Origin of the sequence: Staphylococcus sp. FSL W8-0056, from assembly GCF_037963075.1 — a bacterium.
Classification (GTDB): domain Bacteria; phylum Bacillota; class Bacilli; order Staphylococcales; family Staphylococcaceae; genus Staphylococcus; species Staphylococcus aureus.
The window spans coordinates 1,683,120-1,705,058 of record NZ_CP150142.1 but is presented as its reverse complement, the minus strand read 5'-3'; the positions used below and the strand labels follow the sequence as shown (position 1 = coordinate 1,705,058).

26 protein-coding genes and 1 pseudogene are annotated in these 21,939 nt (G+C 31.1%); 17 read left to right on the top strand and 10 right to left on the bottom strand.

What is annotated here, in order from left to right; translation table 11 throughout:
* The first annotated feature begins 9 nt into the window (after positions 1 to 9).
* A complete protein-coding gene (locus NSS86_RS08585) occupies positions 10 to 300 on the top strand; it encodes an MAP domain-containing protein (protein ID WP_000671712.1) in 291 nt (96 codons plus the stop codon).
* 278 nt (positions 301 to 578) lie between these two features.
* Here NSS86_RS08585 and NSS86_RS08580 read toward each other — a convergent pair whose 3' ends face one another.
* Positions 579 to 1,865 (bottom strand): aminotransferase class I/II-fold pyridoxal phosphate-dependent enzyme, encoded by a 1,287-nt coding sequence (locus tag NSS86_RS08580; RefSeq protein WP_001068542.1) that lies wholly within the window; start codon positions 1,863 to 1,865, stop codon positions 579 to 581.
* 199 nt (positions 1,866 to 2,064) lie between these two features.
* Between NSS86_RS08580 and NSS86_RS08575 the strand changes: the two genes are divergently transcribed.
* The 7 genes from NSS86_RS08575 to pmtD all read left to right on the top strand — a co-directional run bounded on the left by NSS86_RS08575 (position 2,065) and on the right by pmtD (position 6,403).
* Entirely contained in the window at positions 2,065 to 2,163 is a 99-nt protein-coding gene (locus NSS86_RS08575; RefSeq protein WP_000990056.1) for a hypothetical protein, read from the top strand.
* A gap of 242 nt (positions 2,164 to 2,405) precedes the next feature.
* On the top strand, positions 2,406 to 2,582 hold the full coding sequence (locus NSS86_RS08570; RefSeq protein WP_000681968.1) for a hypothetical protein: 177 nt from the start codon (positions 2,406 to 2,408) through the stop codon (positions 2,580 to 2,582).
* 257 nt (positions 2,583 to 2,839) lie between these two features.
* Entirely contained in the window at positions 2,840 to 3,220 is a 381-nt protein-coding gene (locus NSS86_RS08565) for a GntR family transcriptional regulator (protein ID WP_000691584.1), read from the top strand.
* Positions 3,217 to 4,113, top strand: a complete 897-nt coding sequence (gene pmtA, locus NSS86_RS08560) for a phenol-soluble modulin export ABC transporter ATP-binding protein PmtA (protein ID WP_000991306.1) — start codon at positions 3,217 to 3,219, stop codon at positions 4,111 to 4,113. Before NSS86_RS08565 ends, pmtA begins: the two co-directional genes overlap by 4 nt.
* The gene (gene pmtB, locus NSS86_RS08555) at positions 4,114 to 4,794 is read left to right on the top strand and encodes a phenol-soluble modulin export ABC transporter permease subunit PmtB (protein ID WP_000645727.1); all 681 of its coding nucleotides are present in this window, start codon (positions 4,114 to 4,116) and stop codon (positions 4,792 to 4,794) included.
* Positions 4,791 to 5,663 (top strand): phenol-soluble modulin export ABC transporter ATP-binding protein PmtC, encoded by an 873-nt coding sequence (pmtC, locus tag NSS86_RS08550; protein ID WP_000763043.1) that lies wholly within the window; start codon positions 4,791 to 4,793, stop codon positions 5,661 to 5,663. Before pmtB ends, pmtC begins: the two co-directional genes overlap by 4 nt.
* The gene (pmtD, locus tag NSS86_RS08545) at positions 5,663 to 6,403 is read left to right on the top strand and encodes a phenol-soluble modulin export ABC transporter permease subunit PmtD (protein ID WP_001221651.1); all 741 of its coding nucleotides are present in this window, start codon (positions 5,663 to 5,665) and stop codon (positions 6,401 to 6,403) included. The genes pmtC and pmtD overlap by 1 nt, the downstream gene beginning before the upstream one ends.
* Positions 6,404 to 6,468: 65 nt before the next feature.
* Here pmtD and NSS86_RS08540 read toward each other — a convergent pair whose 3' ends face one another.
* Complete coding sequence (locus tag NSS86_RS08540; protein ID WP_000182842.1) at positions 6,469 to 7,032, bottom strand: thioredoxin family protein; 564 nt, start codon at positions 7,030 to 7,032, stop codon at positions 6,469 to 6,471.
* Positions 7,033 to 7,152: 120 nt separating this feature from the next.
* Between NSS86_RS08540 and NSS86_RS08535 the strand changes: the two genes are divergently transcribed.
* The 3 genes from NSS86_RS08535 to NSS86_RS08525 are packed head-to-tail and all read left to right on the top strand — an operon-like array spanning position 7,153 to position 9,133.
* Positions 7,153 to 7,677 carry a membrane protein gene (locus NSS86_RS08535; protein ID WP_000966288.1) on the top strand — a complete coding sequence of 175 codons (525 nt, stop codon included), beginning with the start codon at positions 7,153 to 7,155 and terminating at the stop codon, positions 7,675 to 7,677.
* Positions 7,678 to 7,736: 59 nt separating this feature from the next.
* Entirely contained in the window at positions 7,737 to 8,294 is a 558-nt protein-coding gene (locus tag NSS86_RS08530; protein WP_001033971.1) for a DUF1700 domain-containing protein, read from the top strand.
* On the top strand, positions 8,291 to 9,133 hold the full coding sequence (locus tag NSS86_RS08525; RefSeq protein WP_000713072.1) for a DUF4097 family beta strand repeat-containing protein: 843 nt from the start codon (positions 8,291 to 8,293) through the stop codon (positions 9,131 to 9,133). Before NSS86_RS08530 ends, NSS86_RS08525 begins: the two co-directional genes overlap by 4 nt.
* Before the next feature lie 56 nt (positions 9,134 to 9,189).
* Here the strand turns inward: NSS86_RS08525 and NSS86_RS08520 are convergent, their stop codons facing one another.
* The gene (locus NSS86_RS08520; RefSeq protein WP_001188043.1) at positions 9,190 to 10,230 is read right to left on the bottom strand and encodes a C45 family autoproteolytic acyltransferase/hydolase; all 1,041 of its coding nucleotides are present in this window, start codon (positions 10,228 to 10,230) and stop codon (positions 9,190 to 9,192) included.
* 450 nt (positions 10,231 to 10,680) lie between these two features.
* On the opposite strand from NSS86_RS08520, the gene NSS86_RS08515 reads away from it, so the two are divergent.
* Positions 10,681 to 10,854: a hypothetical protein gene (locus NSS86_RS08515; RefSeq protein WP_000267034.1), complete on the top strand. Its 174-nt coding sequence runs from the start codon at positions 10,681 to 10,683 to the stop codon at positions 10,852 to 10,854.
* Between the two features lie 346 nt (positions 10,855 to 11,200).
* Positions 11,201 to 11,409: pseudogene (locus NSS86_RS08510) on the top strand (IS5/IS1182 family transposase); the annotation flags it as partial.
* A 17-nt stretch (positions 11,410 to 11,426) separates the two neighbouring features.
* Here NSS86_RS08510 and NSS86_RS08505 read toward each other — a convergent pair.
* On the bottom strand, positions 11,427 to 11,828 hold the full coding sequence (locus NSS86_RS08505) for a YolD-like family protein (protein ID WP_000205106.1): 402 nt from the start codon (positions 11,826 to 11,828) through the stop codon (positions 11,427 to 11,429).
* Between the two features lie 269 nt (positions 11,829 to 12,097).
* Here NSS86_RS08505 and NSS86_RS08500 point away from each other — a divergent pair, with 269 nt between their 5' ends.
* Positions 12,098 to 13,126, top strand: coding sequence for a lactonase family protein (locus NSS86_RS08500; protein WP_000181315.1), 1,029 nt, complete (start codon positions 12,098 to 12,100; stop codon positions 13,124 to 13,126).
* A 119-nt stretch (positions 13,127 to 13,245) separates the two neighbouring features.
* Here the strand turns inward: NSS86_RS08500 and NSS86_RS08495 are convergent, their stop codons facing one another.
* Positions 13,246 to 14,625 (bottom strand): aldehyde dehydrogenase, encoded by a 1,380-nt coding sequence (locus NSS86_RS08495; protein WP_001021210.1) that lies wholly within the window; start codon positions 14,623 to 14,625, stop codon positions 13,246 to 13,248.
* Positions 14,626 to 14,676: 51 nt separating this feature from the next.
* Between NSS86_RS08495 and NSS86_RS08490 the strand changes: the two genes are divergently transcribed.
* Positions 14,677 to 14,850, top strand: coding sequence for a hypothetical protein (locus tag NSS86_RS08490; RefSeq protein WP_001792184.1), 174 nt, complete (start codon positions 14,677 to 14,679; stop codon positions 14,848 to 14,850).
* A 192-nt stretch (positions 14,851 to 15,042) separates the two neighbouring features.
* Here NSS86_RS08490 and NSS86_RS08485 read toward each other — a convergent pair whose 3' ends face one another.
* Positions 15,043 to 15,972: a manganese-dependent inorganic pyrophosphatase gene (locus NSS86_RS08485; protein ID WP_001140871.1), complete on the bottom strand. Its 930-nt coding sequence runs from the start codon at positions 15,970 to 15,972 to the stop codon at positions 15,043 to 15,045.
* Positions 15,973 to 16,024: 52 nt separating this feature from the next.
* Positions 16,025 to 16,585, bottom strand: coding sequence for an isochorismatase family cysteine hydrolase (locus NSS86_RS08480; protein ID WP_000149686.1), 561 nt, complete (start codon positions 16,583 to 16,585; stop codon positions 16,025 to 16,027).
* Between the two features lie 368 nt (positions 16,586 to 16,953).
* Here NSS86_RS08480 and NSS86_RS08475 point away from each other — a divergent pair, with 368 nt between their 5' ends.
* Together NSS86_RS08475 and NSS86_RS08470 are read left to right on the top strand one after the other, a co-directional pair.
* On the top strand, positions 16,954 to 18,051 hold the full coding sequence (locus NSS86_RS08475; protein ID WP_000275727.1) for a glycosyl hydrolase family 28-related protein: 1,098 nt from the start codon (positions 16,954 to 16,956) through the stop codon (positions 18,049 to 18,051).
* 204 nt (positions 18,052 to 18,255) lie between these two features.
* Positions 18,256 to 19,818, top strand: coding sequence for an SLC13 family permease (locus tag NSS86_RS08470; RefSeq protein WP_000323161.1), 1,563 nt, complete (start codon positions 18,256 to 18,258; stop codon positions 19,816 to 19,818).
* A 10-nt stretch (positions 19,819 to 19,828) separates the two neighbouring features.
* Here the strand turns inward: NSS86_RS08470 and NSS86_RS08465 are convergent, their stop codons facing one another.
* From NSS86_RS08465 to NSS86_RS08455, 3 genes are all read right to left on the bottom strand, one after another.
* Positions 19,829 to 19,936, bottom strand: coding sequence for a hypothetical protein (locus NSS86_RS08465; RefSeq protein ID WP_001802312.1), 108 nt, complete (start codon positions 19,934 to 19,936; stop codon positions 19,829 to 19,831).
* 71 nt (positions 19,937 to 20,007) lie between these two features.
* On the bottom strand, positions 20,008 to 20,802 hold the full coding sequence (locus tag NSS86_RS08460) for a prephenate dehydratase (RefSeq protein ID WP_001177828.1): 795 nt from the start codon (positions 20,800 to 20,802) through the stop codon (positions 20,008 to 20,010).
* A gap of 19 nt (positions 20,803 to 20,821) precedes the next feature.
* The gene (locus NSS86_RS08455) at positions 20,822 to 21,898 is read right to left on the bottom strand and encodes a nitric oxide synthase oxygenase (protein WP_000897634.1); all 1,077 of its coding nucleotides are present in this window, start codon (positions 21,896 to 21,898) and stop codon (positions 20,822 to 20,824) included.
* Positions 21,899 to 21,939: the final 41 nt, after the last annotated feature.

Sequence of the window (21,939 nt, the reverse complement as noted above, 5' to 3'; positions counted from 1 at the left end):
TCTAATAATGTGAAATTCCCAGTAACAATAAATAAATTTGAAAACATAGTTTCAAATGAATTTGTGTTCTATAATGCAAGCAAAATTACAATTAATGATTTAAGTATAAAACTTAAATCAGCAATGGCAAATGATCAAGGGATAACTAAACATGACATAGGACTTGCTGAACGCGCAGTGTATAAAGTGTATTTTAAAAATGGTTCGTCAAAATATGTAGACTTAAAAACTGAGTATAAAGATGAAAGAGTATTTAAAGCAACTGACATTAAAAAGGTAGATATTGAACTTAAATTCTAATCTTTAATTTTATAATAAGGCATCTCACAATCGTGGGGTGCCTTTTACATTTGTAGAGATGTGATGCTTGAATGTTTGAAGTGATTTGCCAAAAGTTATATAAATTTGTACCAAATAAATTAAATTTTGTTAGGAGAGATGTATAAAACTAATTAGGTATAGTGTTTGACAAGTTGCTGAATAAAATATATCTTATGATACTTTGAAAGAAGGAATAATTTTAAAAATAAAAAACCAATAATCCGAGTCATACTCATCAGATTATTGGTTGAAATTAATTATCTTAAGTCATCAATCGCTTTAGCAATTGAATCAAATACATGTGGGATATCTTCTTTTTCTACACAGCTAAACGCAATACGAATATCTGTTGCATTAAGTGCAATAACACCAATTGAATATTTTTCAATTAAATGTTTACGAAGTTCTTCAGGGTCAACATCATGAACTTTTATTGCCATAAAGTATCCAGAGTTAAAGTCATAGGCTTGCCAATGTGAATGATATTGATCAGCATAGACAACTTCCTTAGTGACTTCATAGCGTTCTTTTAATGTTTGAATATTTTGTTCGATTTCTTTATCGAATTGTTTATTATTTTTTAATACATGCTTAACAGCGCTTTGTGTTGGAAGAGGTCCACTAGAAATGTTACTTCGTATAAGACCTTTTACTTTGGCTTCTAATACTTCTTTAGTTGTTTGATCAGACGTTCCAAATGTCATAAACCCAACACGGAATCCCCATGCGAAAAATTCTTTTGTTGCACCATCTAAACGAACAGGTAATATTGCATTTGAATTTAAATTAGATAATGCAGTAAATAATGATTGAGTATACACATCTTCATAGAATAAACCATAGTATGCGTCATCCACAACAGCTATAACTTTTGTACCTTTATCAGCTAATGCTTTAATTGCATCGACGATGGTAGTCACTTCTTTATGCGTAGGTGTGTAACCTGTCGGATTATTAGGATAATTTAAAATCATAATGACTTTATCTTTATTGTATGATTGTAAAGCTTCTACAAGTGAATCAGTAGTATAATGCCCGTCTTTATCAAAGATAGGATATGTTTGAAGGTTTGCACCATTTCTCGTATTGAAAACAAGTTTGTAATTACCCCAATTATGCTCTGGTAACAAGATAGTGTCACCTTGATTTACAAATAAATCGCCAACTAAAGATAAACCATGTGTTAATGCATTCGTAACAATTGGTAGTGACATGTTGTCGATTGATAGCTCTGGATTGTCACGCAACATTTTTTGTTGCCATAAATCACGTAATTCTTCGATGCCTTGTGGTGGCGCATAAGGGAATATTTCATCTGGAGTTAAATCATTAAACATTGCATCTAAAGATGATGCAAACATTTTTCCGTCTTTGTTTGTCGCCATACCTATAGTTGCATTATATGTTGTACTCTTTGCTTCAGCAGATTGAGATAAAATGCCTTTTGGATAAAACATATTTTGACCTAAGTCAGATAACATTGTAAAGGCAGTTGCATTTGACTGTTGAAGTTGTTCATTTAAGCTTTGGGCTAAAGGATTCATTATTGCTTAACCTCTCTTTAAAAAAATTGTATGCCTATATATTATCTTTAATTATACCAAAGATAAAGTGTTGTTGGTGAATTAACGAATAATATGTAAAATCTGCTGCCAAAATACGAACATATGTTCTGTTTTTATGTTAGAATAGGTGTAGGTCATCCTTCAGTATGATACTTTAGTCGAACGGAGGTGTAGTGTAATGATGTGGTGGCAAGAAGGGATGATGACACTTATTACAGGTGGCTTACTAATTATTTTTCGACTTTGGTTAGAACTGAAATGGAAAAATAAAAAATGATCCTACACACATAAATAACCCCAAGTCTGCTGGTACCAGACTTGGGGTTGTGTAGTATAATTCTGTGGATACACTTAAATAATATCATTGAACACAATATATCGCAATCAATAATCATTTTGATTGAATGGTTTTGTTGCGCTATTTTAGTTGAAAGTGATTAGTACCTTGAACTTTTGAAATTCAATAACTTATTAAAAAAATTTATATTTGTTATAATGTCGATGTTGAGGTGAAATAAATTGAAACATCTAACAAAAATATTTGTAGTACTTGCAATTATTTTATTTATTATTGGTTATTATTTACAAGCAACTAATCATGAAAGCCAAGGTATAAAATTATTATTAGCAGCGATTATGTTTATGATTTGTGCTTTTATAAGTAGAAGTAATGATCGACGTAAAAATAGTAAATAGAATTGACTGTTTAAAACGATTGTTTATGTTGACGCTACGGTTGTCACGTAGAGATTAAAGACATTCGTTTTAGCAGTCTTTTTTATTGAAGTAGACAATGCAAGATTAAATGGTAGTGTCATTTCATTTTATTCAACTGCTAGTAATACAATACTCAGTGTTATTTCTGAAGACTGGTTGATAATGGACATGCATATTTACAAAACTGTGTATATTGTGTATATTGTATATATACAGAAGTTGATAGGGGGACGTTGATGAAAATAATTTTAAAAAACAATAGTGATTTTCCGATTTATGAACAGATTAAGCAACAAGTAAAACAAAATATTTTAAAGGGACATGTTGCTCCTGGAGAGCATTTGCCGTCAATGAGAGAACTTGCCAAAGATCTTCAAGTAAGTTTGATTACTACCAAACGTGCTTATGAAGATTTAGAGAAAGACGGTTTTGTTACAACAATTAGAGGAAAAGGGACCTTTGTTAAGGAGCAAGATAGTTCTATTTTAAAAGAGAAACAATTTTTTACCATTGAAAATTTGGTTAAAGAATTGGTTAATGAAGCGCAAGCCATCGAAATGTCACTTGAGGAACTTCAAGATATTTTAACGTTCATTTATGAGGAGGAATCATCATGAATGCCATAGAATTAAGTAATGTTAATTATTCAAGTGATCAGTTTAATTTAAAGAATATCTCTTTCAAAGTTCCTCAAGGATTCGTCACTGGTTTTATTGGTAGAAATGGCGCTGGTAAAACCACAATAATAAGGTTAATTATGGATTTGTATCAACCACAAACTGGTGTTATTAGAGTATTAGAAGAGGATATGGCTCTCAATCCGATAGAGTTAAAGAATAGTATTGGGTTTGTTTACTCTGAAAATTATTTTAATGAGAGATGGACTACGAAGCAACTTGAAAAAATGATTGCCCCTTTTTATCGTAAATGGGACCATCAAGTATTTGAATTTTATCTTGAAAAGTTCGATTTACCAATCAATAAATCAATAAAAACATTTTCGACTGGGATGAAAATGAAATTATCACTAGCAGTTGCATTTTCACATCATGCTGAATTGTATATTTTTGATGAGCCTACTTCAGGTCTTGATCCCTTAGCTAGAAATGAGCTATTGGAGATAATTCAGCAAGAATTAATTGATGAAAATAAAACAATATTCATGTCGACACACATTATCTCAGATTTAGAAAAAATAGCTGATTATATCATTCACTTAAGTGACGGTGAAGTTATCTTAAATGGTTCAAAAGAACAACTGTTACAAAGATATCAAGTTGTGAGTGGTGCAACTGAGGACCTTGATGATGAATTAGCATCTCTACTTATTTATGAAGAACATAAGCGTACGGGATTTATAGGATTAACAGAACATGCGCAAGTATTTAAAGAAATTTTAGGTCATAAAGTGAATATCACTACACCTTCTATTGAGAACTTAATGGTTTATCTTGAAAAGAGAAAACCTAAATATCATGAAAACATCAAATTGATGGAAGAAGGTTTTTAAATGAAGGCATTGTTAATTAGGAATTTTAAATTACGACGATATACACTTATCATCTATGTTCTATTATTAACCTTATATCCTTTTTATATAATGCTTGACTCAACAAAGTTCTTTTACCTATTGCAATCTTTTATAAGTCCAACAATATTGATTATTTGGATTTTAGATGCTGGTCACTTATTTAGACTCAATCGTAGATTAGGTGGTAATGATTCATATTATTTTTATATGAGTTTACCAGTGTCAAAAAAACAATTGCTTAATGCCAACTATATTACATGCATTGTTTTAACATTAATTGGAACGCTTGTTATTAGTTTATATGCTTATGAAGCAGATGTGATTGAACCAAATTCAATCTATTTTTCAACTGCATATGCATTTGTCATATCTAACTTCTTGTCTATACCAATTGCATTTAGTCAATTTACAGAATTGCGTAGAGTCAAAGTGCCATATGGTATATACGTGTTTACTATTATCATTTTAGTTCCATTTTTATTTTCAATTGCAATAGTGTTGGTGAATTATTTTGTTCTAAGTCAATCATCATTCCCAGATTTATATTCATATATTTTAAATATTGGTTTTCTAATTATCAGCATTGTTATACTTATTGTTAATTATTTTAAACAGCTCAATAAAATAAATACTAGAAAATTTAAAGGAGGCAGTCGATGAAATTAGAACATATTACAAAAAAATACGGCTCAAATGTCGTTTTAAATGATATTGATTTTGACTTTGGCGATAGTAGAATTGTCGGATTAATAGGAAAAAACGGTGTTGGTAAAACAACCATTATGAAAGTAATGAATGGTAATATTATTAAATTTGATGGAAAAGTAGATATTGATAATGCAGATAATATCGGTTTTTTAATTGAGCATCCTAAATTATATGATAATAAATCAGGATTGTATAACTTGAAATTATTTGCACAAGTATTAGGTAAGGGTTTTGATAAAGCATACACAGACAAAATTATAGATGCATTTGGTATGAGACCTTATATTAAAAAGAAAGTTAAGAAATATTCAATGGGGATGAAGCAAAAGTTAGCAATTGCAGTATCTTTAATGAATAAACCTAAATTTTTAATCTTGGATGAGCCTACAAATGGTATGGATCCAGATGGCTCAATTGATGTGCTGACTACAATTAAGTCTTTAGTAAATGAACTTGATATGAGAATTCTAATATCAAGTCATAAGTTAGAAGATATTGAATTAATTTGTGATAGAGCTGTATTTTTAAGAGACGGACATTTTGTTCAAGATGTAAACATGGAGGTAGGTGTTGCATCTGACACAACGATAGTTACTGTTGATCATAAAGACTTTGATAGAACTGAAAAATATCTTGCAGAGCATTTCCAATTACAAAATGTCGACAAAGCAGACGGACATTTAATGATCAATGCACAAAAAAATTATCAAGTTATACTAAAAGCATTATCTGAATTAGATATTTATCCGAAATATATTGAAACACGTAAAAGTTCATTGCGTGATACGTACTTCAATATAAATCAAAGAGGTGATAAATAATGAGAATTTTAAATTTAGTTAAGTATGATTTTTATAGTATATTTAAAAGTCCTTTAACATATTTAGCGATACTAGTCGTATCTAGTTTGATTGCAACTCAAAGTATACTTATGGCAAATTCGATGGATAACCCGAAACATATTATTGTCTATGGATCTGTATTTGCTGCAGCAAAATGGTTATTGTTAATAATTGGATTAATGTTTGTTGTTAAGACAATTACGCGTGATTTTTCACAAGGTACAATTCAACTATATATGAGTAAAGTTAAAACACGCGTTGGATACATTATTTCGAAAACAATTTCAATTATTTTAATTTCAATATTATTTGCATTAATTCATTATGTGATTTTGATTGTTGTGCAGGCATCTAGTAATGGAAAAAATTTGGCGTTTTCTAAATATGTAGATAATTTATGGTTCTTCCTAATCTTTTTACTATTCTTTGGCTTGTTTTTATTCTTAATCACACTTGCATCACAAAAAACAGCAATGATATTTTCATTAGGTGTATTTTTAGTACTCATTGTACCGTTTATTAAACCTTTTATTACATTTATCCCAAGATACGGTGAAAAAGTTTTAGATGCTTTTGATTATATCCCTTTTGCTTACTTAACTGATAAAATGATTAGCTCTAACTTTGATTTTAGCAATTGGCAATGGGTAATTTCATTAGGTTCTATAGTGATATTCTTCATTTTGAATATCTTATATGTCGCTAAAAAAGACATTTAATAAAAATAATTTTGAGGTTGGGAATTTTAAATTTTCCCAACCTCAAAGTTTGTCTTATTGTAAATTTATTTATTTTCTAATTTATTTAGGATGGAATTATAAACTGCTTTCCAAAATGAAGCGTCAGTTTTATAGCGGTTTGATATAACTAAGTGTGTTTCTTTTTCTAAATCTGCATAGTCTGGATGATCTTTGCTCGGTAATTTATCAGCACGAACATCAGTTACAAATTTTTGGACTTCATTTGCTCTTGGTCCCCAAACTGTTTCTTGTTCGAATTGATCATTCAAGAATACGAAGATAGGAATTGCACGTGATTTACCATTTGTTAAATATTGATCGATCAGTTTTGTATCATCATCTCTATGGAACACGCGTACTTCTAAATTTAATGCTTCACTGATGTGTTTTAGAATTGGGAGATTCATCATTGCATCTCCACACCAGTCTTCAGTAATTACTAATACTTTAGAATAATTCATCTCTTTTATTTTTTTGATGCGTGAATCATCTTCTGGTAACTCAAATGATTGATAGATACTGAGAACGGTATCTTGATTTGTCTTCATTCCATCAATGTATTCATTTAAGGGTTGGCTATTTTTGAAATAAGTTTCTAAATTTGTCATTGTAAAAACCTCCTTTAGCATTTACAACATTATACCAATTTATAGTAATAAAAGGTAATGAAATAAATTAATTGCAAATTCTTTGTTAATTTTTGTTAAGGATGAAACGGGAGGCACCTTATGCTATATTTAAATAAGTACAAAGAAAGGGTGACATCAGTGCGTATTCAAAATCGCTGGGTTGTGTTTATATTATTTTTAATCTGTTCTTTTGGTGTATTAATTGGTTTATATCAATATCGTCATACGAAAACTGTGGATTTGTCTAATCTTGAAATAAACGATATTAAATTAAATGAGAAGTTTGATAAAAAAGGCTATGAAGTAAATAAAAAAATTAAGTTTGATCGTTTTAAATTTTATAACAGTAAAGCTCACCCTGATCTTACCGTTAAAGTGAGAGAAAAGGATAACATCGTTAAGGGGATAATATTAGTAAGAGATGAAAAGATACATACTAATTTTGATGGGGGAATTGGTTCGCCGATAAATAACGCGATTGAAAATCTTGGATTCGGATATAAAAGAACAAAAGTTGGCAATGATTTCTCATCGGTAAAGTATATTGATAGAGATAACCATTTAAAATTAAACTTACTTTATCAAGATTTAGAAATTAAACGTATTGAATTTTTTAGTAAATAGCTTTAGGTCTTAAAGTTATAAAAAACGAATAAATAATTTTATTGGGATGAGTGACCTATATGAACAAGATTACTTATTTAAATGAATTAGAAACAGCACTTGATGCGCTACCTAGGCATTTAAGAGATCAAAAAATGTATGAATATGAACGTTATTTTTATGAGCAAGAACTTAATGGCGTTGATGAAGGGGAAATTTTAAAGAAGTTAAAAGACCCACAAGATGTTGCAGCTGAAACAAAAGCTAGAAGTGTTATTGATTATGCTGAATCTAAACCAACATTTGAAAATATTTCAAGAGCTGTTGCTGCTTCATTAAGTTTAGGCATTCTATCTATTTTTGTCATCCTTATACCAGTATCTATAGTTGGATTATTTGTATTAGCATTATTTTTAATATCACTTTTGCTGCTGTTTTGTCCAATTATTTTATTAGCATCAGCAATATCCAGAGGAATTGTAGACTCAATTAGTAATGTATTTTTTGCCATATCATATTCAGGATTAGGATTAGTATTTATCATTGTCATATTTAAGATTTTAGAATACATTTATCGTTTAATCTTAAAATATTTACTTTGGTATATTAAAACTGTCAAAGGAAGCGTTAGAAAATGAAGAAATTCTTTTTTATTGGGCTTTTAGTGTTTGTTGTCTTTTTTACAGCAGCAACCATTATTTGGTTCAGCTATGATAAAAACAAATATGGTACTAAACAATATGATAAAACATTCAAAGACGATGCTTTTGACAATGTATCTATAAATTTGGATAGTACAGAACTTCGTATAAAACGGGGGAATCAATTTAGAGTTAAATATGATGGTGACAATGATATATTAATTAATATAGTAGATAAGACGTTGAAGATTAGTGATAAAAGGTCTAAGACAAGAGGATATGCAATTGATATGAATCCTTTTCATGAGAATAAGAAAACGTTAACGATTGAAATGCCTGATAAAATGATTAAACGTTTAAATCTATCATCTGGAGCAGGAAGTGTTAGAATCAGTGATGTTGATTTAGAGAACACAAGTATTCAAAGCATTAACGGTGAAGTAGTTATTAAAAACTCAAATCTTGACGCACTAGATTCAAAGACAAATAATAGTTCTACTTATATTAGTAAAAGTAACATTAAAAATAGCAATATTAAAGTTGTTATTGGTACGCTACAAATCGACAAGAGTCAAATTAAACAATCCATATTTTTAAACGATCATGGTGACATTGAATTTAAAAACATGCCATCAAAAGTAGATGCAAAAGCTTCTACTAAACAAGGAGATATTCGTTTTAAGTATGATAGTAAACCTGAAGACACTATACTAAAGCTAAATCCGGGAACGGGTGATAGCGTAGTTAAAAATAAAACATTTACTAATGGTAAAGTTGGGAAAAGCGACAATGTTTTAGAATTTTATACGATTGATGGTAATATCAAAGTTGAATAAATAAAGGATGTAAGCACCGATATTAGGAAGCATAATTTCTCTAATATCGGTGTTATTTATTTGTTGGCAAAAGTTAAGTCGGTATCTATATTGCCAGTAAAGTGAGTGATATTAAGGTCTTGACCATCTAACCATGATTTGAAATCTATTATTTCTGGTGGCGCATTTTCTCCCAATGTAAAATATGCAGTTAATGTTTCAGGTTGATACATTGATGTATGGATGGTGCCAGACCAGCTTTTGAATAGTTTACTGTAAATTTCATACTGAGGATTATTGAATAACTTAAATGCTGTAGTCATATCTAAATTATCATTAGTTTGTGAAATGGTACGCGCCAGTCTTTCTTTAGATTCTTTTGTATAATTACGATTTTCATGTGTTAATATTTCAAAATGATTTGTACATATATTATCATAACGAACATCTATTGATCTCGGTGTCACTTCAACAATTGCATGGTTCAATGATTTGTCCATCAGTATGTAGCTAAATGAGCTTCTGTGTGGTATTTCTTTCAATAATTGTATTGCTTCTGTTACATTTCGGCAATTTTCAAGAATTAGACGACCAATCATATAACATACAAAACCATTTGCTGGTTTCTTCCGGTGCATAAAGTTATAGCCCATAGTTAATCCTGACTCATTCATACCATCCATTCTTCCAGTTACCCTTGATACAGGACCAATTTGAGCTAAACCGCTATCTGTAGGTTGATATAGTAAGTAGCGACCATCATAAGTTGCAGGGTGGTAATCATAATTTCTAACCATGAAGTCTTTGCCTTGAAAGACCGTGCAACCACTTTCTTTTAAATCGGTAAAACGATAATGTCCAAAGTTTAAAATAATTTGGCGTGTTGGCATTTTGAGTATACTTTGTAGTCCCATTAATTCTTCCCATATTTGAGGTGCGTAAGTTTGGAATATTTGATAAGTTTCATTTACATCTATATCGAAACGTGGGACACGTTTTTTCCATTCTTTTTCTCGATTTTTTAGAAGAGGTGTTTGTTGAAGCCATTTACCAGTTTTAACACCTAACTCGAAATGTGAACCTCTAAAAGTCATAATATCTGATATCACTTGTTGCATATCATCGGCCCCTTTCTTTTTAGTTGTAATATATTGTAAATAAATAGTAATCGTATGTATATTGAATGTCATGTTAAATAAAGTTATATTTTACTAAATGAAATATAAAATTGTTTGAGGTGATTTCTCGGTGTATAAGACTTATCAATCAGTTAAAACATATTTTTATAGATGGTGGGGATATTAAGTTAAAAACTTAAAATCATCTTATCATAAATAACAATCTTAAGTTAGCATTCACGATAATAGTCATTGTTAACATTAGCATATAAGGTCATGTCACGTTGAAACAGAGGTTCCTCGGCATTTTTGAAAATAATCATTAGCTTGCTCACTATATAATTTGATGAATATATTTCGTAAAAGTGGGTATTTATTTAATGATTATTCTATATATGATAGTATAATGAAATGTAGATAGGTATTTAATTTAACAGAGGTGAAATTGAGATGTGGAATTTTATTAAATGTGTGTTTAAATTCGTATTTAGCTTAGTTGCTATTACAACATTAGTTGCTGGTGTTGGTGTAGTAGCATTTGCTTATATCTTTAAAAAAGATTTTGAAGATATTGAAAGAAAAACTAAAGAAATTATTTCTGATATTGAAAGTAAAAATAACTAATAACATTTAGAGGCTGGGACATAAATCCCTAAAAAACAGCAGTAAGATAATTTTCAATTAGAAAATATCTTACTGCTGTTCTCTATTTATACAATACTTCGTATTGAATGGCTTCGCTTTCCTAGGGTGCCGTCTCAGCCTTGGTCTTCGACTGGCACTGCTCCCTCAGGAGTCTCGCCATTAATACTACGTATTAACATGTAATTTTACTTTGAAATACTTTTAAAAAATAAGACACTTTGCCCAACTTGCACATAAATGTAAAATTCAATAAAATGAATTTTCTGTGTTGGGTCCCTTCTTATAATTTAATAAATACCACTAAACTAAATTAACGAGGTGCCTTATGTATAAAAATTATAACATGACCCAACTACACTACCAATAGAAACTTCTGTTAGAATCCCTCAAAATGATATTTCACGATATGTTAATGAAATTGTTGAAACAATACCTGATAGCGAATTCGATGAATTCAGACATCATCGTGGCGCAACATCCTATCATCCAAAAATGATGTTAAAAATCATCTTATATGCATATACTCAATCTGTTTAATTATGTTCAAAGCATTAAGGTAACAAGACAATATCTAAGATATCAAAGATAGAAATTTTTTGACGTTGTTGCTGATTGTAAACATAACCATCAATTTCATAATTAATAGCATCAATACGATAAATGGTTAAGCGTACTGAATCTACAAAGCCATTATTATAAAATTTAACTTCTACAGGTTGGGCATATTGTAGCGCCTCGTGTAGCCGAATGTTTAGCTCAGCCAATTGATCATCTGATAATACAGGACGTGTAATTTTGTTTTGGTCGATAATGTATTGTTGAATCGTTTCGAATTGTTCGGGTAATGTTGCAAAAGGAGCCCATTTAATCATGCCTCTTCCCATAGGTATATTGTTATCTAGTAATTCTCTTGGAACGTTACGATAATCAGTTTCTTCTTCATAACTTGTCATCCTTAATTCACCCCAATCTGATAATTACATTATACGAACATGTGTTCTGTTTTGCAACAAAAATTTTGTGGAAGCATAAACGCGTTAATAATTAATGCTCGTGTAAGTAAAAAAGAGGGATTAATTAAAATCGAATAATGACATATCACAGCAAATAGTTCTTTTAAAGTAGTTAAACAGTTTTAGCGTTAAGGAAATGATAAATGATTGTTAATTCTAGCTAAAATTTAATAAAATGAAAATAAGACTGACATGGAGGGGTAAAAGTAATGACAAATGGATATATTGGTTCTTACACTAAAAAGAATGGTAAAGGGATTTATCGTTTTGAATTAAACGAAAATCAGTCACGTATTGATTTATTAGAAATAGGATTTGAATTAGAAGCGTCTACATATTTGGTGCGTAATAACGAAGTTTTATATGGAATCAACAAAGAAGGAGAACAATGCGGTGTTGCGAGTTTGAAAATTGATGACAATGGTGAATTGCATTTATTAAATAAATGTTTGTCTTCAAAAGCTGGTACAGGTTGTTATGTATCGATTTCAGAAGATAAACGATATTTATTTGAAGCGGTATATGGTGCTGGCATCATACGTATGTATGAATTAAATACGCACACAGGTGAAATTATACGTCTAATTCAAGAACTTGCACATGATTTTCCAACAGGTACACATGAAAGACAAGATCATCCACACGCACATTATATTAATCAAACTCCAGATGGTAAGTACGTTGCAGTAACAGATTTAGGTGCTGATCGTATCGTTACTTATAAATTTGATGACAACGGGTTTGAATTTTATAAAGAATCTTTATTTAAAGATAGTGATGGGACAAGACATATTGAATTTCATGATAATGGAAAATTTGCTTATGTCGTACACGAATTATCAAATACTGTGAGTGTTGCAGAATATAATGACGGTAAATTTGAAGAGCTCGAGCGTCATTTAACAATTCCTGAAAACTTTGATGGAGATACTAAACTTGCAGCAGTGCGTTTGTCTCATGATCAACAATTCTTATATGTATCTAATAGAGGGCATGATAGCATTGCAATTTTTAAAGTTCTTGATAATGGTCAACACTTAGAACTAGTAACAATTACTGAAAGTGGTGGTCAATTCCCAAGAGATTTTAATATTGCCTCATCAGATGACCTTTTAGTTTGTGCTCATGAGCAAGGAGATTCAGTTGTAACTGTTTTTGAAAGAAGTAAAGAAACAGGTAAAATTACTCTATGTGATAATACTCGTGTAGCATCTGAAGGTGTATGTGTCATATTTTAATCTTTAATTAATCATGATAAAAAGAAAACCATGTTTACAAAAAATTTGTGTATACCTTGAAATTTATTGTTTTCAAGAACATCAAATTATGGAAGCATGGTTTATTTTTGTCTCAAAAATTAATTTTTAAAGAAAGCTTTGATGTATTTAAATTTACCTTTATATGGTGGTAAATGGACACCTGATTCTAATCGTGTAGATTTGAAAATGTAGCTTTTTTCATGTGTAAAAGTGTCGAATGAATATTTACCATGATAGCGTCCCATACCTGAGGCGCCAACACCACCAAATGGTAATTTAGGATTCGCTAGGTGCATCAATGTATCATTAATAGCGCCGCCGCCAAATGATAACTCGTTTATTACACGTTGTGTAGCATTTTCATCTTCGCTAAATAAATATAAACTCAAAGGTTTTGGTCTTTGGTGAATAAAGGCTATTGCTTCATCCAATGACTGATACGTTAAAATCGGTAAGATAGGACCAAAAATTTCTTCTTGCATAATTGCTGAATCACTTGTAACGTGATCTAACAATGTTGGTTCTATATAACGTTCATCCTCATCACTATGACCACCAAATACAATATTCATTTGTGCACTGTTAAGTAATGAAGTCAGACGATGATAATGTTTAAGGTTTACAATGCGGCCATAATCTGGACTTTGTTGTATATTTTGACCATAAAATTCACGCAACGTTTTTGATAGGGCTGTGATTAAATCATCTTTTACAGATTCGTGTACTAAAATGTAATCTGGTGCAACACATGTTTGGCCGGCATTAGTGAATTTCCCAAAACAAATGCGCTCACTAGCAACTTTAATATTCGCTGTTTCATCAACGATGACTGGAGATTTACCACCCATTTCTAATGTCACAGGAACTAAATTTTCGCTGGCAGCTTGATAAACGATTTTGCCTACATTTTCACTTCCTGTAAAGAAGACATAGTCAAAAGGTAAGTGAATTAACGTTTGCGTTTCTTCAATTCCTCCCTCAATAACTTCAATGTAATTTGCATCAAATGTTTCATTGATTAATCGTTTAATCACTCGTGCAACATTTGGTGTCAACTCAGATGGTTTAATAATTGCTGTATTACCTGCTGCAATAGCACCGATTAAAGGTTCGAATACTAGTTGAAAAGGATAGTTAAATGGTGCAATGATCAAAACTGTTCCATAAGGTTCTTTTTTGATATAGCTTTTTGTTGGAAATAAATATAAAGGTGTGTCTACATTTTTTGTTTTAGTCCAGTTTTTAAGTTCCTTACGGGCATTTTTGATACTTTTCAAAGTTATGCCAATTTCAGTAGCATAAGCTTCGACTTTATTTTTTCCTAAATCTGTATATAGTGCTTCTAAAATATCGCTCTCGTATGATTTAATAGCTTTGCTTAACTTCTTTAATTGATCTTTTCTAAAACTAATATCTTTAGTTTGTTGTGTATTGAAAAAAGCTTTACTGTCATAAAATTTTTGCTCAATGATATTCATAATGAAAAGAACCTCCTTATATGATTATTTTGGAAAAAGTGATTAATTGATTTGATTGTTGTGGCCGTTAATTTTAAATGGTCTTTCGAATTATATATGTTGAAAGTTGAAAATAGAGCGATGAATCGTGTACATAATAATATTTATAACTTTAATCATAACGAAAAAGGTAGGAAGAAAACAAAAATTTATACTCAACATCGCAAATATTTTAAGAAAATGTAAAGACAAAAGAGGAATTGTATAGAAATCACTAATCTGTGGGTTAGGATAGCTAAAGGAATGAAAACTACTATTGAAAAGGTTGTAAATTAGTCAAACGTAAATAAAAAACAGTTCATTGAAAGTGAAATAAATTCTACTTTAATGAACTGTTAGTTAAATACAACATGTCTATGATTAGACAGTAATATAGTATTATTTTGTTAATGCTTCAGTGATTTGAGGTACGATTTGTTTTTTTCGAGAAACAACACCAGATAAGAAGGCCATGTCATCTTCTAATTGAACATTGAATGCTTCGCCGACTTTATCTTTTTCAGCACCTACAACTAAAATTTTAGAATCACTATTAATGATGTCAGTAACAACAAGTACAAATAAGTCATATTTTTCTTGTGCACTTACAGCTAACATTTCTTTTTCTAAATCTTCTTTACGATTTAACACTTCGTCAAGGTCAACAGCATTAACTTGTGCAATACGAGTCACATAGTCACCCATAGTAAATGATTTAGCATCCATGTTTAATAAGAATTCAACTGATTTATCAGTTGTTGAAGCACCTGCTTTTAACATATCTAAGCCGTACTTTTGAATATCAACTTTAGCAATATCTTTTAATTCTTCAGCTGCTTTAACGTCTTGTTGTGTACATGTTGGTGATTTGAAAAGTAAGCTATCTGAGATAATTGCTGATAACATTAAACCGGCAATTTCAGGTTTAATTTCAAAGCCACGTTCTCTAAACATTTTGTATAAAATTGTAGCTGTACAACCAACTGGTTCAGCACGATAACATAAAGGGCCAGCAGTTTCGAAATTTGCAATTCTGTGATGATCAATTACATGCTTAATTGTAGCAGAGGCAATCGTATCAGAACTTTGTTGGAATTCGTTATGATCAACTAAGATAACATCTTGACCATCTAAATCATCCGTTAATAATTCCGGAGCAGGTACATTAAATGTATCTAACGCGAATTGAGTTTCTGCACTCACATCACCTAAACGGTATGCTTTGGCTCCTGAATTACCTCTAAGTTGTTCAAATTCTGCCATAATAATCGCAGATGAAATTGCATCAGTGTCTGGATTCTTATGTCCGAAAATATATGTTTTAGCCATTGTCAAATATCTCCCTTGTAAATTGTATTCTTTATAATTATTTTAGCACGATTTAAACGTGTTGTTCTACCTCTGCACCTAATGAGTTTTTGAAATGTGCAAGTGCCCATTCATGCCCTTTTTGATTAAATGAAGCCACTCCCTCAGCAGGTACTGAAATTTTATAACCTAAGTTGTATGCAGAAATTGCTGTATGTAACACGCAAATATCGGTACATACACCAACGATTTCGACTTGATTAATACTTCTTTCTCTCAATAAACTATCAAGCGGGGTACCAAAGAACGAATCATAGCGCGTTTTATCAATGAAATGTACATTAGGTTGCGCTTTAATTGTTTCGTATAATTTACCTACTTTACCGTATAATTCTCTACCACTTGTATCTACGATATTGTGTGGTGGGAATAATTTACTTTCAGGATGATGAATGTCATGTAAATAATGTAAATCCATTAAAAAGAATATATGGTCTTGATAATAATTAAAGTCATTGATACGAGAAACAATAAAATCTTCAATATTTTGTCCAGGTTTACCGCATGTTAGTAAGCCGTCATCTGCGATAAAGTCATATGAATAGTCAACAACTAATAGTGCGCGATGTGTCATTCAACATCTCTCCTATATAATAAAATAAACTCCCATCTATTCATAAATGCTAGAGTAATTTTTAACCCTAATGGTTAATATATAAATATAGATTAAGTATATAGATTAATCAACTTTTTTGGAAGAGCAAATCACGCAATCAACAAATAATATAAGAAGTTTTTGCGATAGTTTTAAAATAGCTGTAATAGAATACTAAATGTGACAAACTTAGAACTAATATCAAGTGTTGATGTTTTGAATATAAAAATGCTAATAGATGGCATCACGAGATTTATGACTATCTGCTAAATCAACCTAACACGATTATAATTTGAATAATTGGTTAATATATGAGTAATTAGAAAATAGACAAAGGATGACGATTTATGTATATCAATATGAAAGATTATGGGTTAACAGGCATAAACAAAACTAAAGATACTCGAGCAATACAACGTGCGTTAAATCGTGGAAGATGTAAACCAACGACAGTTTATATACCGAAAGGGACGTATGATATTTGCAAACCATTAACGATATATGGCAATACAACACTTTTGTTAGATAATGAAACTATTTTACGCCGATGTCATTCTGGTCCTTTATTAAAAAATGGTCATCGCTTTGGTTTTTATCGTGGTTATAATGGACACAGTCATATTCATATTAAAGGCGGCAAGTTTGATATGAATGGTGTATCGTATCCTTATAACAATACAGCTATGTGCATTGGGCATGCTGAAGATATTCAATTAATAGGTGTGACCATTAAGAATGTAGTGAGTGGTCATGCAATTGATGCTTGTGGGATTAACGGACTCTATATTAAAAGCTGTTCATTTGAAGGATTCATAGACTATAGTGGCGAACGCTTTTATTCTGAAGCAATACAATTAGACATTCAAGTACCTGGTGCTTTTCCAAAATTCGGAACGACAGATGGTACGATAACGAAAAATGTCGTTATCGAAGATTGTTATTTTGGACCTTCAGAATTGCCCGAAATGGGAAGTTGGAATCGTGCTATTGGCTCACATGCAAGTAGACATAATCGTTACTATGAGAATATTCATATTAGAAATAATATATTTGAAGATATACAAGGTTATGCATTAACTCCCTTGAAGTATAAAGATGCTTTCATTATTAATAATAAGTTTATTAACTGTGAGGGTGGTATTAGATATTTAGGAGTTAGAGATGGTAAAAATGCAGCAGATGTGATGACAGGAAAAGACTTAGGTTCCCAAGCAGGCATAAATATGAATATAATTGGAAATGAATTTAAAGGATCAATGTCTAAAGATGCGATACATGTACGTAATTATAATAATGTTAAACATAAAGATGTATTAATCGTTGGGAATACATTCAATAATTCGACTCAATCAATTCATTTAGAAGATATTGATACAGTGTTTTTAAGTCCTGTTGAAGCGGGTATTCAAGTTACTACAATCAATATAGATGAAATAAAAAAGTAAAAAGTTTCGCATGACATTAGGATTAAGAATAGTAGATAATTTTTGAAAGCGCATTCATAAAACGGTATAAATATGCTATAATAAACCCAATTATCTGATAAAAGGGGTATTTTGACGGTAATGATAATACAAGATAGACAACTTTCTATACTCTAATATAGTGAGTTGAAGTAGCTTGTCATAATCATCATGAGGGGGAAATTTATGGCTTATTTCAATCAACATCAATCAATGATATCGAAAAGGTATTTAACATTCTTTTCAAAATCAAAGAAAAAGAAACCGTTTAGTGCGGGACAACTTATTGGACTAATATTAGGTCCATTACTTTTCCTATTAACATTATTGTTCTTTCATCCACAAGACTTACCTTGGAAAGGCGTATATGTCTTAGCGATTACTTTATGGATTGCGACTTGGTGGATTACTGAAGCAATTCCTATTGCAGCAACGAGCTTATTACCAATTGTGTTATTACCATTAGGTCACATACTTACACCAGAACAAGTATCATCCGAATATGGCAATGATATTATCTTTTTGTTTTTAGGTGGATTTATTTTGGCAATTGCAATGGAAAGATGGAATTTACATACGAGAGTAGCTTTGACTATTATTAATTTAATTGGTGCAAGCACTTCAAAAATATTACTTGGATTCATGGTGGCAACAGGATTCTTATCTATGTTTGTATCGAACACTGCAGCTGTAATGATTATGATTCCGATTGGTTTAGCAATTATTAAGGAAGCACATGATTTACAAGAAGCCAATACGAATCAAACAAGTATTCAAAAGTTTGAAAAATCTCTAGTTTTAGCAATTGGCTATGCAGGTACGATTGGTGGCTTGGGTACATTAATCGGAACCCCGCCATTAATTATTTTAAAAGGACAATACATGCAACATTTTGGACATGAAATTAGTTTTGCTAAATGGATGATTGTAGGGATTCCAACGGTCATTGTTTTGTTAGGTATTACTTGGCTCTATTTAAGATATGTTGCGTTTAGACATGATTTGAAATATTTACCTGGTGGTCAGACGTTAATTAAACAAAAGTTAGACGAGCTTGGCAAAATGAAGTATGAAGAAAAGGTAGTACAAACTATCTTTGTACTTGCCAGCTTATTATGGATTACAAGAGAGTTTCTTCTGAAAAAATGGGAAGTTACGTCATCTGTTGCAGATGGTACGATTGCTATTTTTATATCAATATTATTATTTATTATTCCAGCTAAAAATACTGAAAAACATCGCCGTATCATTGACTGGGAAGTTGCAAAAGAGCTCCCTTGGGGTGTATTAATTTTATTTGGTGGCGGTTTAGCATTAGCGAAAGGTATTTCTGAAAGTGGTTTAGCAAAATGGTTAGGCGAACAGTTGAAATCATTAAATGGTGTTAGTCCGATTCTTATTGTAATTGTCATAACAATCTTTGTCTTATTTTTAACTGAAGTGACATCTAATACTGCAACTGCAACGATGATTTTACCGATTTTAGCAACGTTGTCTGTTGCTGTTGGAGTGCATCCATTACTACTTATGGCACCTGCAGCTATGGCGGCTAACTGTGCATACATGTTACCAGTAGGGACACCACCGAATGCAATTATCTTTGGTTCAGGTAAAATATCTATCAAACAAATGGCATCAGTAGGATTCTGGGTAAACTTAATCAGTGCAATAATTATTATTTTAGTCGTGTATTATGTAATGCCTATAGTTTTAGGTATTGATATAAATCAACCACTGCCATTGAAATAGTAATTGCAGATTAGAACGAAAAATAAAAGGTTACATTAGCAATTGCTTGAACGAGTGGTAATGAAACGTATACCGCAGCATCGTGTAAAAACAATACAAACAAAAGAAAGTCAACCAAGGATGGATTCCTATTTTAATCCTTGGTTGACTCTTTATTTTATTTAAATTGTAGAACCTAGAAAATAAAGTTTAATTAAAAGCACCAATCATTTCTACTTTGAAATCTAAGGTTTCTAAAATAGCAATGACTTTCTTTATATCGGTTGTAATTGCAGAATCAGCCTGAACGAAAAATCGATACATACCTAATTGTGTTTTTAAAGGACGAGACTCAATCCAGGATAAATTAATATTAAACAAAGCAAATGTATTAAGCACACTTGCTAACAGCCCAGGTTTATCATGCATTGGTGTAATTAAAAACATCAATGATGTCGCATTTTGATCAAATTGCTGCTGATTTTTTATAACTAAAAAACGTGTCACGTTATGTGGATAGTCTTCAATATGTGTATCAATAGGTGTAAAACCATAAGCTTCGCCACTACCTAAAGGTGCAATTGCTGCAACGCCATTTTCAATTTTAGTCAAACTTTGAATTGTACTGTCGACATAATCATAGTCAAATTGATGTTGATGTATGTAATTTGTTGTTTGACTGATTGCTGGTGCAATAGAATACACTTTTTTAATATCAGAAATGGAATCTGTTCCATTACCATATAATGCAAAGTTAATATCTAAACGTATTTCACCGTGTGCAAAGACATCTTGCTGTGCAAGTGCATCTGCCACAATGTTGATTGTTCCTTCTATAGAATTTTCAATAGGGACAACACCAATCGATGTGTCATCATCTGCAACTGCCTTGATGACTTCAAATAAATTTGACTTTGGTTGAAAAGTTGCTTCATTTTCAGAAAAATACTGACGACAAGCCAAATATGAAAATGTACCTTTAGGGCCTAAATAATATAATTGCATATGCTACACCTCTACTAACTTAATGATGGAAAGGGCACTGGTTAGCATTTGATTCTTTCTTTTTATAGAAAAAGTTTGGATCTTTTACTGTATTGTCATATCCGTGATGATAATTTGACGTCAATGTTGGAGATAATGGCGGTGCTAGCCAAGACCATTTTCCGGTAACTTGACGACCTTGTTGTGCTTCGTTACGTTCGAATAGTTCGAATTGCTTTGCAGCGGTCAAATGATCGACAATTGATACGCCTTCTTTTTTAAAGGAATGATACACAGCATAGTTCAATTCAACAAGTGCTCGATCTTTATTAAATGAATTATTTTTAAGTGTATCAAATTCAAACGCATCTGCAACTTTTTCTAGTAAATTGTAACGGTAATCATCAATAAAGTTACGTACGCCAATTTCAGTTACCATATACCAACCGTTAAAGGGTGCAGTTGGATATACAATGCCACCGATTTTTAAGTCCATATTGGAAATGATAGGGACTGCATACCATTTTAAGTTCAATTTTCTTAATTTTGGATAATGATTATGTTCAATAGGTACTTCTTTAATTAATGAAGTAGGATATTCGTAAAATTTAACTGACTCATTAGGTAATTGGTAAATCAGTGGTAACATGTCAAAATTAGTACCTTTTCCTTTCCAACCTAAGTGATTTGCTAAGCGTGTAACTTCTTTTTCAGCAGGATCACCACAATTGTCATAGCCAGCATAGCGAATTAATTGATTGTTGAAAATTTTAGGTCCATCCTTTGGAGCATATATAGTAATATACGGCTTTAATTTACCTTCATTTGTAGCCTGTGTAATATGATAAGTAATTGATGATAAGAACGATGCTTCGTCAGTAACATCTCTTGCATCAATGACATTTAACGAATCCCAAAATAAACGACCAATGCAACGATTTGAATTACGCCAAGCCATTTTAGCACCATAAATAAGTTCTTCTTCTGTATGTGTATATGTCCCAGTTTCTTTTATTTCTAGTTCAATGTCATGTAAACGTTTATTGATAATTTGCGTTTCATAATGACACTCTTTATACATGTTTTCTATGAAAGCTTGAGCCTCTTTAAATAACATTAACAACACCTCGCTTTATATTATAGTCTACATTATTAAAA

What these genes read in the sequence shown, in the direction of transcription:
- NSS86_RS08580 (WP_001068542.1), bottom strand. Translation starts at nt 1,865, where the DNA reads ATGAATCCTTTAGCCCAAAGCTTAAATGAACAACTTCAACAGTCAAAT.
- NSS86_RS08575 (WP_000990056.1), top strand. Translation starts at nt 2,065, where the DNA reads ATGATGTGGTGGCAAGAAGGGATGATGACACTTATTACAGGTGGCTTA.
- NSS86_RS08565 (WP_000691584.1), top strand. Translation starts at nt 2,840, where the DNA reads ATGAAAATAATTTTAAAAAACAATAGTGATTTTCCGATTTATGAACAG.
- pmtA (WP_000991306.1), top strand. Translation starts at nt 3,217, where the DNA reads ATGAATGCCATAGAATTAAGTAATGTTAATTATTCAAGTGATCAGTTT.
- pmtB (WP_000645727.1), top strand. Translation starts at nt 4,114, where the DNA reads ATGAAGGCATTGTTAATTAGGAATTTTAAATTACGACGATATACACTT.
- pmtC (WP_000763043.1), top strand. Translation starts at nt 4,791, where the DNA reads ATGAAATTAGAACATATTACAAAAAAATACGGCTCAAATGTCGTTTTA.
- pmtD (WP_001221651.1), top strand. Translation starts at nt 5,663, where the DNA reads ATGAGAATTTTAAATTTAGTTAAGTATGATTTTTATAGTATATTTAAA.
- NSS86_RS08540 (WP_000182842.1), bottom strand. Translation starts at nt 7,032, where the DNA reads ATGACAAATTTAGAAACTTATTTCAAAAATAGCCAACCCTTAAATGAA.
- NSS86_RS08535 (WP_000966288.1), top strand. Translation starts at nt 7,153, where the DNA reads ATGCTATATTTAAATAAGTACAAAGAAAGGGTGACATCAGTGCGTATT.
- NSS86_RS08530 (WP_001033971.1), top strand. Translation starts at nt 7,737, where the DNA reads ATGAACAAGATTACTTATTTAAATGAATTAGAAACAGCACTTGATGCG.
- NSS86_RS08525 (WP_000713072.1), top strand. Translation starts at nt 8,291, where the DNA reads ATGAAGAAATTCTTTTTTATTGGGCTTTTAGTGTTTGTTGTCTTTTTT.
- NSS86_RS08520 (WP_001188043.1), bottom strand. Translation starts at nt 10,230, where the DNA reads ATGCAACAAGTGATATCAGATATTATGACTTTTAGAGGTTCACATTTC.
- NSS86_RS08515 (WP_000267034.1), top strand. Translation starts at nt 10,681, where the DNA reads ATGTGGAATTTTATTAAATGTGTGTTTAAATTCGTATTTAGCTTAGTT.
- NSS86_RS08505 (WP_000205106.1), bottom strand. Translation starts at nt 11,828, where the DNA reads ATGACAAGTTATGAAGAAGAAACTGATTATCGTAACGTTCCAAGAGAA.
- NSS86_RS08500 (WP_000181315.1), top strand. Translation starts at nt 12,098, where the DNA reads ATGACAAATGGATATATTGGTTCTTACACTAAAAAGAATGGTAAAGGG.
- NSS86_RS08495 (WP_001021210.1), bottom strand. Translation starts at nt 14,625, where the DNA reads ATGAATATCATTGAGCAAAAATTTTATGACAGTAAAGCTTTTTTCAAT.
- NSS86_RS08485 (WP_001140871.1), bottom strand. Translation starts at nt 15,972, where the DNA reads ATGGCTAAAACATATATTTTCGGACATAAGAATCCAGACACTGATGCA.
- NSS86_RS08480 (WP_000149686.1), bottom strand. Translation starts at nt 16,585, where the DNA reads ATGACACATCGCGCACTATTAGTTGTTGACTATTCATATGACTTTATC.
- NSS86_RS08475 (WP_000275727.1), top strand. Translation starts at nt 16,954, where the DNA reads ATGTATATCAATATGAAAGATTATGGGTTAACAGGCATAAACAAAACT.
- NSS86_RS08470 (WP_000323161.1), top strand. Translation starts at nt 18,256, where the DNA reads ATGGCTTATTTCAATCAACATCAATCAATGATATCGAAAAGGTATTTA.
- NSS86_RS08460 (WP_001177828.1), bottom strand. Translation starts at nt 20,802, where the DNA reads ATGCAATTATATTATTTAGGCCCTAAAGGTACATTTTCATATTTGGCT.
- NSS86_RS08455 (WP_000897634.1), bottom strand. Translation starts at nt 21,898, where the DNA reads ATGTTATTTAAAGAGGCTCAAGCTTTCATAGAAAACATGTATAAAGAG.